This window comes from Acidovorax sp. KKS102 (assembly GCF_000302535.1).
Taxonomy (GTDB): domain Bacteria; phylum Pseudomonadota; class Gammaproteobacteria; order Burkholderiales; family Burkholderiaceae_C; genus Acidovorax.
Genome location: NC_018708.1, coordinates 4136032 through 4148413 on the forward strand (window position 1 = coordinate 4136032; position 12382 = coordinate 4148413).

A 12382-nucleotide genomic window follows, 5' to 3' on the forward strand; every position below is an offset into this window, starting at 1 on the left:
CATCGCGCGGTAGCGGCCAAAAAAACCTCAAGCACTAGATCAAATCCATCCATTGCGGCCCAGCCACTGCACCAGCAAGCCGGTCACCACCTCCGGCTGCTCCATGGTCAGCATGTGGCCGCTGTCGGGTAGCAGGTGGTGTTCGGCAGCGGGCACCAGCGCCGCAATCTCTGCCGAGCATTCGGGCGGCGTGAGCTGGTCGGCTGCGCCACACACCACCAGCACGGGGCAAGCTACCTGAGGCAGGTGCAAGCGCGCATCGGGGCGGTGGATCACGGCACGGTTCTGGCGCACCAGGTGGTCGGGGCCCGCGTCCAGCACAAAGTCCAGATAGGCCTGCACCAGCTCCGCCTTGGCGGCGTTCACGGGGTGGAAGGCCAGGGCCACGTTGGGCTCGATGACCTCGCGCACCCGGCCCTGTTCAAACAGTTCGATGGCACCTTCGCGCAGGGCGCGCATGTCGGGTGTCTCGGGTCGCGCGGTGGTGCCCAGCAAGGCCAGCCCCGCAACCCGCTGCGGCGCCTGGCGCGCGGCCTCCATGGCGATCATGCCGCCCATCGACGCACCGGCCAGCACCAGCGGCCCCGCGTGCTGTGCCAGCAGCCGTGCGGCAAAGTCCTCGATGCGATGCAGGTTCACATCCTGGTGGGCGGTGGCGACCTCGGGGCGCAGCGCGGCGGGCAGCAGCGGCAGCACGCCGCGCCACATGCGTTCATCGGCGGCCAGACCGGGCAGGAGCAGAAGTTGGGGGGAGTGGGACATGGATGAAAAGAGGCATCACCAAGTTGGTGCACGATGAGAAGCATGCAGACAGCCCCAGCAGCGGGGCACGGACCGCACATTGTGAACAGCCGATGGCCGCTTGTCACCGCCCCCGGAATAGTTGCCCGCGATGGCTCGGGACTTGCTAGCATGGCCTGCATATGCCCATCCACGCCGCGCTCCACCACGTCACGCATTACCAATACGACCGGCTGGTCGGCCTCGGGCCGCAGACGATCCGATTGCGGCCTGCGCCCCATTGCCGCAGCAATGTGATTTCGTACTCGCTCAAGGTCGAGCCCGCGCAGCACTTCATCAACTGGCAGCAGGATCCGTTTGCCAACTACCAGGCACGGCTCGTCTTCCCCGAGAAGACACGTGAGTTCAAGGTCACCGTGGACCTGGTGGTGGAGATGGCGGTGTACAACCCGTTCGACTTCTTCCTGGAGCCCGAGGCCGAGCACATCCCCTTCAAGTACAGCAGCGATGTGCAGCAGGAGCTGGCGCCCTACCTGGCCACCGAGCCGATGACGCCGCTGGTGCAGGCGTACCTGGACAAGATCGACCGCAGCAAACGGCGCACAGTGGACTTTCTGGTCAAGCTGAACCAGCAGGTGTCGCAGGACATTCGCTACCTGATCCGCCTGGAGCCCGGCGTGCAGACGCCCGAGGAGACGCTGCAAAAGGCCAGCGGCTCGTGCCGCGACTCGGGCTGGCTGCTGGTGCAGCTGCTGCGCCACCTGGGGCTGGCGGCGCGGTTTGTGTCGGGCTACCTGATCCAGCTGACCCCCGATGTGAAGGCGCTAGATGGCCCCAGTGGCACCGACCACGACTTCACCGACCTGCACGCCTGGTGCGAGGTCTACCTGCCCGGCGCGGGCTGGATTGGCCTGGATGCCACCAGCGGCCTGATGGCGGGAGAGGGCCACATCCCGCTGGCCTGCACGCCGCAGCCCTCGGGGGCCGCGCCGATTGAAGGCGGCGTGGACAAGGCCGAGGTGGACTTCAGTCACGAGATGCGCGTGACGCGCATTTACGAATCCCCCCGCGTGACCAAGCCCTACACCGAAGACCAGTGGCAGGCCGTGCTGGCGCTGGGCGAGCAGGTGGACGCCGACCTGGTAGCAGGCGATGTGCGCCTGACCATGGGTGGCGAGCCCACCTTTGTGGCCGTGGGCGACCGCGACGCGCCCGAGTGGAACACCGATGCCCTGGGCCCCACCAAACGCGGCTTTGCCACCGAACTCACGCACAAGCTGCGCGCCGAATACGGCCGGGGCGGTTTTTTGCACTTTGGCCAGGGCAAGTGGTACCCCGGCGAGCAGTTGCCGCGCTGGGCGCTGTCGATCTGCTGGCGCGCCGACGGCCAGCCCGCGTGGCAGAACCCCGCGCTGTTTGCCGACGAGCGTGATCCCTCGCACTACACCAGTGCCGACGCCGAGCGCTTTGTGCGTACGCTCACGCGCAAGCTGGGGATCACCGACCGCTACATTCAGCCCGGTTACGAAGACACCTTCTATTACCTGTGGCGCGAGCGGCGCCTGCCCATCAACGTGGACCCGTTCGACGCGCGCCTGGACGATGAGCTGGAGCGCGCCCGCCTGCGCCGCGTGTTTGAGCAAAAGCTCGACAGCGTGGTGGGCTATGTGCTGCCGCTGCAGGCGGGTGTGGGTGCGGGCACGCTGGCGGGCAGTGTGTGGAGCACCGGGCCCTGGTTCTTCCGCGACGACCGCATGCTGCTCATCCCCGGCGATTCGCCCATGGGCTACCGCCTGCCGCTGGACGCCCTGCCCTGGGTGAAGGCGTCGGACACCGAGCACCTGATCCCGCAAGACCCGACCGCACCGCAAGGCCCACTGCCCGCTGCGACCACGCTGCGGGCGCGGTATTCCCTTCCAGCGGGCCCCGTCACCGGCGACCGTGACCTGCCCTACCTGGCGGGCGCCACCGCACCGGGCGAAGCACGCCGCGTGGTGCAAGGCACCGCAGGCGGCGACCACGCACGCCAGGCCGGGCAGCCCGACCCGCATGCGGGCATGCAGCCCCCGGGCAAGTTCCAGTCGGCCGCAGGCCTGTCGCGCACTGCCCTGTGTGTGGAAGTGCGCGACCCGCGCCGCGCCAGCGGCCCCAAGGCCGAGAAGGTGGGTGAGAAGTACGGCGTGCTCTACGTCTTCATGCCCCCGCTGGCGCGCCTGGAGGACTACCTGGACCTGCTGGCGGCCATCGAGGCCACGGCCGAAGAACTGGGCATGAAGATCGTGCTGGAAGGCTACCCGCCGCCGCGCGACGCACGCCTGAAGGTGCTGGCCGTGACGCCCGACCCCGGCGTGATCGAGGTGAACATCCACCCCGCCAGCCACTGGAAGGAGCTGGTGCAGCACACCGAGTTTCTTTACCAAGCCGCGTGGGAGACCCGCCTGTCGGCCGAGAAGTTCATGACCGATGGCCGCCACACCGGCACCGGCGGCGGCAACCACTTTGTGATGGGCGGCGCCACACCGGCCGACTCGCCCTTCTTGCGCAAGCCCGAGCTGCTGGCCAGCCTGCTGCTGTACTGGCACAACCACCCGAGCCTGAGCTACCTGTTCAGCGGCCTGTTCATTGGCCCCACCAGCCAGTCGCCGCGTGTGGACGAGGCCCGCAACGACCAGCTCTACGAACTGGAAATCGCCCTGCGCGAGATCGAAGCCAACCGCGCGATCTATGGCCAGGACATGCCGCCCTGGCTGGTGGACCGCACGCTGCGCAACATCCTGGTGGATGTGACCGGCAACACGCACCGCAGCGAGTTCAGCATCGACAAGATGTTCTCGCCCGACAGCAGCACCGGCCGCCTGGGCCTGCTGGAGCTGCGCGCCTTTGAGATGCCGCCCCATGCCCACATGAGCGTGGTGCAGCAGTTGCTGCTGCGCGCCCTGATCGCCCGCTTCTGGAAGGCGCCCTACCGCGCCCCCGCCGCCCGTTGGGGCACCGAGCTGCACGACCGCTGGATGCTGCCCACCTTCATCCAGCAGGACATGCACGATGTGGTGGCCGAGATGAACGCCGCAGGCTACGCGTTTGACCCCGCCTGGTTTGCGCCGCAGTTCGAGTTCCGCTTCCCCATGGTCGGCACTGTCCAATCGATGGGCGTGGAGCTGACCCTGCGCAACGCGCTGGAGCCCTGGCATGTGATGGGCGAGGAAGGCTCTGCCGGTGGCACGGTGCGCTACGTGGACTCGTCGCTGGAGCGCATCGAGGTGCGCGTGACGGGCATGAACGAAAGCCGCCATGTGGTCACCGTCAACGGCCAGCCGCTGCCCCTGCAAAGCACGGGCACGACCGGCGAGTTTGTAGCGGGTGTGCGCTACAAGGCCTGGAACCCGCCCTCGGCCCTGCACCCCACCATTGGCGCCCACGCACCGCTCACGTTTGACATCGTGGACACCTGGATGAACCGGTCGCTGGGCGGCTGCCAGTACCACGTGGCGCACCCGGGTGGGCGCAACTACGACACCTTCCCGGTCAACGCGTACGAGGCCGAAAGCCGCCGCCTGGCGCGCTTCTCGCGCATGGGCCACACGCCGGGGCGGCTGGCGGTGCCGCCTGCGACGATTGAGCTGCCGGGCAGCCGGGAGTTTCCGTTCACGCTGGATCTGCGGCGCAAGATGCGGCCGTAGGAAAGCCACCCCCTGAGTCGCCTGCGGCGCCTTCCCCCTTGAAGGGGGACGACGCCCTCGCTGCGGGACGGCCCTTGCTCGGCGTCCCTGGCCTGGGCCGCGCCAGTTTCGACGCTGCGGGTAACCCGCAGAGTGCCCGAGACCAAATGCCCGAAAATCGAGCGCAGTGAACCATCTCAACGACAGCCTTCCCCCCCCCGACCCTTCCGACAGCGCGGCCCAATGGGCGGCTGCGCTGGCGCCTGCAGCGGCGGCCGGGCATTTTGACGAGTTGCGGGGTGCCCGTGTGCCGGACGCATCCAGCACGGCCACCGCAGCATCAACTTCTCAATCAATAGCAAACAACCCAAACATCACTAGCGCCTGGGCCCAATTTTTTGATCAATTGGGCCCTGAGGGCTTTCAGGACCTGGACCGGCGCATGCAGAGCCTGCAGCGCCAGGTGCGCGACAACGGCATCACCTACAACGTCTATGCCGATGCCGACGGCCCGCAGCGGCCCTGGTCGGTGGACCTGTTCCCGCTGATCCTCTCGCAGGGCGACTGGGCGCACATCGAGCGCGGCGTGTTGCAGCGCGCCCGCCTGCTCGACCGCGTGATGGCCGACGTGTATGGCCCGCAGGAGCTGCTGCGCAGCGGCCTGCTGCCCAGCGCCCTGGTGCAGGGGCACCCCGGCTACCTGCGCGCCATGCACGGCGTGCAGCCCGTGGGCGGCACCCATCTGCACATCGCCGCGTTCGACATGGCGCGCGATGCGCAGGGCGACTGGTGGGTGGTCACGCAGCGCACGCAGGCGCCCTCGGGCCTAGGGTATTTGCTGGAGAACCGGCTGCTCATCTCGCGCCTGTTCCCCGAGGCGTTCAGCCAGATGCATGTGCAGCGCCTGGCCGCCACCTACCGCGCGTTGCTCGACGGGCTGCGGCAGATGAGCCCTGCGGGGGCCGATGCGCGCATCGTGCTGCTCACGCCCGGCCCGTACAACGAGACCTATTTTGAGCATGCCTACCTGGCGCGCTATCTGGGCCTGACGCTGGTGGAGGGCAACGACCTTACGGTGCGCGACGCGCGCCTGTACCTCAAGACCCTGCACGGCCTGCAGCCGGTGCACGGCATCCTGAAGCGCCTGGACGACGAGTTTCTAGACCCGCTGGAGCTGCGCAGCGACTCGCGCCTGGGCGTGCCCGGCTTGCTACAGGCCATCCGCGCGGGCAACGTGCTGGTGGCCAATGCGCCGGGCTCGGCGTTCCTCGAATCGTCGGCGCTGCTGGGCTTTATGCCCGCGCTGTCGCGTCACCTGCTGGGCGAAGAGCTGGCCCTGCCGTCGCTGCCCACCTGGTGGTGTGGCGAACGCTCGGCCATGCAGGCGGTGCTGCCGCAGCTCGCGCACAGCGTGATTCGCCCCACCTGGCCCATGGCGCAGCGCGTGCCTGTGTTGGGCGGCGCGCTGTCGGCGCAAGACCTGATGCAGTGGTCTGCGCGCATCGAAGCGCAGGGCGATGAATACACCGTGCAGGCCCACCTGCCGCTGTCGCAAATGCCCACCTGGCGCACGAAGGACACGGAGGATGCCGCGCCGAATAGCAGCCCCATCGCCCCCCGCTCGGTGATGCTGCGCGTGTTTGCAGTGTGTGATGGCCCGGGCTCCTGGCGCGTGTTGCCGGGCGGGCTGGCCCGCCTGGCCCAAGGCGACAGCGGCATCACGTCCATGCAGCGCGGCGGCAGCAGCGCCGATGTGTGGGTGCAAACCGATGGCCCCGTGGACACCACCACGCTGCTGGCCCACAACCAGGCCGCGCCCGCCGTGGTGCAGCGCAGCCGCCAGGTGACCAGCCGCGCGGCTGAAAACCTGTTCTGGCTGGGCCGCTACACCGAGCGCACCGAGAACGTCACGCGCCTGGCGCGCATCACGCTGCAATGCCTGAACGGCGAGGACCAGACCTCGCAACCGCTGCTGGCCTGGCTCAGCGCCATCGGCGTGAGCCAGGGGCTGGTGCTGCCCACGGTGCCGGCGGCGGGGCAGGCGCGGCGCGTGTTCGAGCGCTCGCTGATCGCCGGGCTGACGCAGCCCGCTCAGGTGACCAGCGTGGGCTTCAACCTGCGCGGCATTCTGGGCGCCGCATCGGCCGTGCGCGACCGCCTGTCGCAAGAGCACTGGAACCTCATCGTGCGGGCCGAGGCGGAGTTTTTTGCGCCCCGCACCGGGGCCGAAGACGACGGCGACTATTCGCCGCTGGATGCGCTGCGCCAGTTGGAAGTGCTGAGCGGCCACACCGCCGCCATGACCGGCCAGCAGACCGACCGCATGACCCGCGACGACGGCTGGCGCCTGCTGTCCATCGGGCGGCATCTGGAGCGCCTGGGCTTTCTGGCCTCGGCACTGGAAAGCGGCCTGCAGACCGGCGCCGTGCACGATGAAGGCGGCTTTGAGGCCATGGTGGCGCTGTTTGACAGCACCATCACGTTCCACGCGCAGTACCAGCAGCGGCGCGACATGCCCGCGCTGCTGGACCTGCTGGTGATCGACCGCGACAACCCCCGCTCGCTGGCCTGGGTGGCGCAGACGCTGCGCGGGCGCATTGCCAAGATCGAAGCGGCTGCGGGCACGCCCGGCGAATCCGCCGCCATGGGCATCCCCGAGGCCTCCGACCTGTCGCTGGTGGCCCTATGCACACAGGATGCCGAGGGCCGCCATGCCGCGCTGGAGGACTATCTGGGCCGCTGTGTGCGGGGCGTGTTGGGACTGTCGGATGTGCTAGCCACGCGCTACTTCACCCACTCCATCGATGCACTTCGCCATAGCGTGGGAGCTTGACCATGAAGCTGCGCGTCATCCACGAAACGGTGTACCACTACACCCCCACGGTGCAGAACGCCCAGCACATGGCCCATCTGCGCCCGCGCACCGGCATGGTGCAGCGCGTGCTGACCCACAGCCTGCAGGTGGACCCCGCCCCAACCCAGTGCAACATGGTGCAGGACGTGTTTGGCAACACCCGCACGTTCTTCAGCCTGCCCTTCACCCACGAGCAACTGCGGGTGCGCGCCGAAAGCCTGCTGGAGACCCTGCCCGTGCCCGCCGCGCCGCCCGGCGAGCCCTGGGATGCCGTGCGCGAGCGGCTGAGCTACCGGCGCGGCCAGCCCTACCACGCGGCCACCGAGTTCAGCTTTGCCTCGCCCTACATTCCCCGGCACGCCGACTTTGTGGCCTATGCCGCCGAGAGCTTTACACCCGGCCGCCCGCTGATGCAGGCCGCCAGCCACCTGATGTCGCGCATCCATGCCGACTTTGCCTACACCGCCAATGCCACCGACGCGGGTACGCCCGCGCTCGAATCGCTGCGGCTGCGCCGGGGCGTGTGCCAGGACTTTGCCCACGTGATGATTGGCTGCCTGCGCAGCCTGGGCCTCGCGGCTCGGTATGTCAGCGGCTACCTGCTGACCGAGCCCCCGCCCGGCCAACCCCGGCTGGTGGGCGCCGATGCATCGCACGCCTGGGTGTCGGTGTGGTCGCCTTCAGCGGATGACAGGGGCGGCGCGCTGGTCGAGAACGCCTGGTTTGACCTGGACCCCACCAACGACCGGCCGGCGGGCGAGGACTATGTGACGCTAGCCATCGGCCGCGATTTTTCGGACGTGTCGCCGCTGCGCGGTGTGATCCACGGCGGCGACCACCATGTGCTGCAGGTGGGGGTGACGGTGGAGCCGGTGCCCGAAGCCGCGGCCACTGGTGCTGCGGCCGCTGCACTGACTGCGTCAGACGCCCCCCTCACACCGCCGCAGGCACCAGGAAGTCCCGGCTGATCCGCGCCCCCAGGTCGTTCACCCGCTCCAGGAACTGGGTGAGGTAGGCGTGCAGGCCATGGGTCAGGATTTCATCGATGCGCGCGAACCTGAGGTGCGCCAGCAGCCGCCCCGCGTGCCGCTGGGTCTCGGCCGACTGGCCGCTGGCTAGCATGTCGAGGTTGCCCAGCACCTCCTTCATGCAGGCGTGCAATGAGCGGGGCATGTCGGCCCGCAGGATCAGCAGCTCGGCCACACGCTCGGGGGTGATCACATCGCGGTACACCTTGCGGTAGGTCTCGAAGCCCGACACGCTGAGCAAGATGGCGCTCCAGTGATAGAAGTCATAGTCTTGGTCCTGCGCCGCGGCCGCGCCCCTGAAGTCGCTTTGCACCGCGTGAAACTTCACGTCCAGCAGCCGCGCCGTGTTGTCGGCCCGCTCCAGAAACGTGCCCAGCCGCATGAAGTGCAGCGCCTCGTCCTGCAGCATGGTGCCCACCGTCACCCCGCGCGACAGGTGCGAGCGGAACTTCACCCATTCGAAGAACCGTGCAGGGTCCTGCTCCAACGCACCGCTCGCAATCAGGCGGTTCACTTCAAGCCAGGTCTGGTTCTGGATCTCCCAGGCCTCGGTGTTGAGCGCCCCGCGCACCGCCCGCGCGTTCTCGCGCGCGGCCTGCAGGCAGGCCACGATGGACGAGGGGTTGCTCGGGTCCTTGACCATGAAGTCGAGCACCTTGGCGGGCGTCACCTCGCCGTGCTGGGCGGTGTAGGCGGGCAGCAGCTCGCTGATGGACAGCAAGCCCTGCCAGCCGAGGGTGGCGACCTCGGTCGATTGGGGCAGCAAAGCGCTCTGGTAGTTGACGTCCAGCATCCGGGCGGTGTTCTCTGCCCTTTCGGTGTAACGGGCCATCCAGAACAAATGATCGGCGGTGCGGCTCAGCATGTGATCTCCTTCTTGGACGAGGGCAGAGAACCCCGAGCGTGTTGCACACGCTTGCCGTATTTTTTCGAAAGCCCCGCTGCGCAGGGCCTTTCTGCCCTTTCGGTGTAACGGGCCATCCAGAACAAATGATCAGCGGTGCGGCTTAGCATGTGAGCTCCTTCTCGGACGAGGGCAGAGAACCCCGAGCGTGTGGCACACGCTTGCGGCATTTTTTCGAAAGCCCCGCGGCGCAGGGCTTTTCTGCCCGCTCGGTATAACGGGCCATCCAGAACAAATGATCGGCAGTACGGCTCAGCATGGTCATTCCCTCCCTTGGCTTTGTGTTTGCATGGGCAGGGACGAGGCCTGCGCTGCCGCAGGCTGGTCGCCCAGCACCCAGGTGTCTTTGGTGCCTCCACCCTGCGATGAATTGACCACCAGCGATCCCTCCTTGAGAGCCACGCGCGTCAAGCCGCCCGCCACCATCTGCACCTTCTGGCCGCTGAGCACAAAGGGCCGCAGGTCGATGTGGCGGGGAGCAATGCCGCTGTCCACATAGGTAGGGCAGCTGGAGAGGCTCAGCGTGGGCTGGGCGATGTAGCCGTCGGGCTTGGCGATGACTGCTGCGCGGAAAGCGTCGATCTCGGCCCGGGTGGCTGCGGGGCCAATCAGCATGCCGTAGCCGCCCGCGCCGTGCACCTCCTTCACCACCAGTTCGTGCAGATGGTCCAGCACGTACCGCAGGTCGTCCGGCTTGCGGCACATCCAGGTGGGGACGTTCTGCAGGATGGGCTCCTCCCCCAGGTAGAAGCGGATCATGTCCGGCACGTAGGGGTAGATGGACTTGTCGTCGGCCACGCCCGTGCCCACGGCGTTGCAGATGGCGACATTGCCCGCCCAGTAGGCGGCCATGAGCCCCGCACAGCCCAGGGTGGAGGTGGGGCGGAAAACGTCGGGGTCGAGGAAATCGTCATCCACCCGGCGGTAGATCACATCCACCCGCTGCAGGCCACGCGTGGTGCGCATGTACACAAACTGGTCCTTGACCACGAGGTCCTGCCCCTCGACCAGCTCCACGCCCATCTGCTGCGCGAGGAAGGCGTGCTCGAAATAGGCGCTGTTGTACATGCCGGGGGTCAGCACTACCACGGTCGGGTCGGCCGCGCCGGCCGGGGCGCTGGCGCGCAGGGTGTCCAGCAGCAAGTCCGGGTAATGCGCCACCGGTGCCACCTGGTGCTGAGCGAACAGTTCGGGGAACAGCCGCATCATCATCTTGCGGTCTTCGAGCATGTAGCTCACGCCGCTGGGCACACGCAGGTTGTCTTCCAGCACGTAGTACACGCCCTCGCCTGCCGCATCCGGTGCCCGCACGATGTCGATGCCGCTGATGTGGGAGTAGATGTCGAGCGGCACATGAACGCCGACCATCTCCGGCCGGAACTGGGCGTTGCGCAGGATCTGCTCGGCAGGCACGATGCCTGCGCGCAGGATGTCCTGGCCGTGGTACACGTCGTGGATGAAGCGATTGAGCGCCGTGACCCGCTGCACCAGGCCCCGCTGCATGTGCGCCCATTCCTGCTGCGGAATGATGCGGGGGATCAGGTCGAAGGGGATGAGCCGCTCGGTGCCCGCGCCGTCCTCGTCCTTGGCGCCGTAGACGGCGAAGGTGATGCCCACGCGCCGGAAGATGACCTCGGCCTCGGCGCGGCGCGCCTGCATGGACTCGGCGCTCTGGCGCGCCAGCCATTGCGCAAACCGCGCATAGTGGGGCCGTACATCGCTGCCCGCCCAGCCTGCCGCACCGTCCAGGCCGGCCAGGGGCAGCCGGGTAACCATCTCGTCGAACTTCTGCATGAGAGCCAATCTCCTGCAAGCCCTCAAGCAAGTTCCAGGCCGTTTTAAGGCCCTGCGGACGGCGTGGCAGCCAAATTTCAGCCAAACCGCCTGCTAGCGCCGGTCTTTATTGGCTGATTTGCTATTCTTTTTGACACCTTGAGGGGCAGCAGGTGGGGCTGGCGGAACGGGGGCCGAAGCGGCCACAGGGGCCGGCCGCGCGGCCGCTTCGCGCACCATGTCGTGCACAAAGCGCAGCTTGGCCAACACCGCGCTTGCCAGCGCAAACGGGTAGGCGTCGGGCTGCCCCAGGCTGCGTGTGAGGCTGTTGAGCAGCAGCGTCAGCGGCACCAGGTGCTGCACCATGGACTGGAAGTCGGGCGCCGGACTGGCAAAGGGGTCGATGGCGCTGCTGCGCTGCGGGCCGTAAATCCCGGGCACGGTGACCTCGGTGGCATAGCTGGCCGAGGTTTCCAGCAGGTCGATCATGTGCAGGTAGTGCGCCCAGGTTTCGGCCCAGTCTTCCCAGGGGTGCGCGGCGGCGTAGGCGCTCACATGGTGGTCGGCCCAGTCGTTGCCGTCATTGCCCTTGGCGTAGTGCGCCTCCAGGGCCGCTGCATAGTCCTGGCGCTCGTCACCAAACATCTGGCGAAAGTCGTCCAGCCGCCCGCCATCGCGCACCAGCTGGTCCCAGTAGAAGTGCCCGGACTCATGGCGCAAATGGCCAATCAGCGTGCGGTAGGGCTCACCCAGCGCGATGCGGCGGCGCGCACGCTCATCGTCATCGGCCTCCGCCACGTTGAGGGTGATGGTGCCGTTGTTGTGGCCCGTCAGCACGGGTGGGCCGCCCGGCACCTCCGCCAAAAATTCAAACACCGGGCTTGTGCCGCCGGGCGCAGGCTCCAGCCCCAGGCGGGCCAGGCTGTAGAACAGCCGCCGCTTGGCGGCTTCGATCTGCATCCAGCGCCCCATGTTCGCAGGCTCAGACAGGTCGGGCATCACACGGGTCTGGCGGCACGACACACACAGCTCTGTGAAGTCATGGACAGGTATCGCAAAGTTGCAGGCTTGGTGGTCCGTGTGGTTGCGGCACATGCGGTACAGGCGCCCGCTGGAATGAGCGTCGCCCTGCCTGCCCCGGCGGCGCCACAGGTCTGCACCATCCTGTGGCGCAAGGGTCAGTGCAGCCATGGTCAGCACATCGGGCAGAAATGCCAGCGCACTGCCGCAATGCAGGCACTGCACGCTGTCAAAAAAAACCAGATGACCGCAATGGTCGCAATTGAATACCCGCATGGTGTGGAGCTTATACCCCGTGGCCCGGAGCAAGGTGAATGAACAGTGCAGGTTCCACCCGATACATCAACAGGGTGGGCCCATAAAAAAACAGGCCCCGGGACATGCCTGGAGCCTGCTTCAGGGG

Annotated in this window: 9 protein-coding genes; 3 read left to right on the plus strand and 6 right to left on the minus strand. The window is 67.6% G+C overall.

Going from position 1 to position 12382, the window contains the following annotated elements; all coding sequences use genetic code 11:
* Positions 1-39 precede the first annotated feature (39 nt).
* Complete coding sequence (locus tag C380_RS18995; RefSeq protein ID WP_015015463.1) at positions 40-762, minus strand: alpha/beta fold hydrolase; 723 nt, start codon at positions 760-762, stop codon at positions 40-42.
* Between the two features lie 161 nt (positions 763-923).
* Between C380_RS18995 and C380_RS19000 the strand changes: the two genes are divergently transcribed.
* The 3 genes from C380_RS19000 (at position 924) to C380_RS19010 (ending at position 8222) form a co-directional block, all read left to right on the plus strand.
* A complete protein-coding gene (locus C380_RS19000; RefSeq protein ID WP_015015464.1) occupies positions 924-4421 on the plus strand; it encodes a DUF2126 domain-containing protein in 3498 nt (1165 codons plus the stop codon).
* A 166-nt stretch (positions 4422-4587) separates the two neighbouring features.
* Positions 4588-7233 (plus strand): circularly permuted type 2 ATP-grasp protein, encoded by a 2646-nt coding sequence (locus tag C380_RS19005; protein ID WP_015015465.1) that lies wholly within the window; start codon positions 4588-4590, stop codon positions 7231-7233.
* A 2-nt stretch (positions 7234-7235) separates the two neighbouring features.
* Entirely contained in the window at positions 7236-8222 is a 987-nt protein-coding gene (locus tag C380_RS19010; RefSeq protein WP_015015466.1) for a transglutaminase family protein, read from the plus strand.
* On the opposite strand, the gene C380_RS19015 is transcribed toward C380_RS19010, so the two are convergent.
* From C380_RS19015 to C380_RS19025, 5 genes are all read right to left on the minus strand, one after another.
* Positions 8188-9147, minus strand: coding sequence for an alpha-E domain-containing protein (locus C380_RS19015; protein WP_015015467.1), 960 nt, complete (start codon positions 9145-9147; stop codon positions 8188-8190). The genes C380_RS19010 and C380_RS19015 overlap by 35 nt on opposite strands.
* On the minus strand, positions 9141-9356 hold the full coding sequence (locus C380_RS25910) for an alpha-E domain-containing protein (RefSeq protein ID WP_148279997.1): 216 nt from the start codon (positions 9354-9356) through the stop codon (positions 9141-9143). The genes C380_RS19015 and C380_RS25910 overlap by 7 nt, the downstream gene beginning before the upstream one ends.
* Positions 9290-9451, minus strand: a complete 162-nt coding sequence (locus tag C380_RS25915) for an alpha-E domain-containing protein (RefSeq protein ID WP_369750470.1) — start codon at positions 9449-9451, stop codon at positions 9290-9292. Before C380_RS25915 ends, C380_RS25910 begins: the two co-directional genes overlap by 67 nt.
* Positions 9448-10980, minus strand: coding sequence for a circularly permuted type 2 ATP-grasp protein (locus tag C380_RS19020; protein WP_015015470.1), 1533 nt, complete (start codon positions 10978-10980; stop codon positions 9448-9450). Before C380_RS19020 ends, C380_RS25915 begins: the two co-directional genes overlap by 4 nt.
* Before the next feature lie 93 nt (positions 10981-11073).
* Positions 11074-12255, minus strand: a complete 1182-nt coding sequence (locus C380_RS19025) for a putative zinc-binding metallopeptidase (protein WP_015015471.1) — start codon at positions 12253-12255, stop codon at positions 11074-11076.
* Between the last annotated feature and the right edge of the window lie 127 nt (positions 12256-12382).

Excerpts from the sequence above, each read along its gene's own strand:
- C380_RS19000 (WP_015015464.1), top strand. The coding sequence starts at position 924 with ATGCCCATCCACGCCGCGCTCCACCACGTCACGCATTACCAATACGAC.
- C380_RS25915 (WP_369750470.1), bottom strand. The coding sequence starts at position 9,451 with ATGACCATGCTGAGCCGTACTGCCGATCATTTGTTCTGGATGGCCCGT.
- C380_RS19020 (WP_015015470.1), bottom strand. The coding sequence starts at position 10,980 with ATGCAGAAGTTCGACGAGATGGTTACCCGGCTGCCCCTGGCCGGCCTG.
- C380_RS19010 (WP_015015466.1), top strand. The coding sequence starts at position 7,236 with ATGAAGCTGCGCGTCATCCACGAAACGGTGTACCACTACACCCCCACG.
- C380_RS18995 (WP_015015463.1), bottom strand. The coding sequence starts at position 762 with ATGTCCCACTCCCCCCAACTTCTGCTCCTGCCCGGTCTGGCCGCCGAT.
- C380_RS25910 (WP_148279997.1), bottom strand. The coding sequence starts at position 9,356 with ATGCCGCAAGCGTGTGCCACACGCTCGGGGTTCTCTGCCCTCGTCCGA.
- C380_RS19025 (WP_015015471.1), bottom strand. The coding sequence starts at position 12,255 with ATGCGGGTATTCAATTGCGACCATTGCGGTCATCTGGTTTTTTTTGAC.
- C380_RS19015 (WP_015015467.1), bottom strand. The coding sequence starts at position 9,147 with ATGCTGAGCCGCACCGCCGATCATTTGTTCTGGATGGCCCGTTACACC.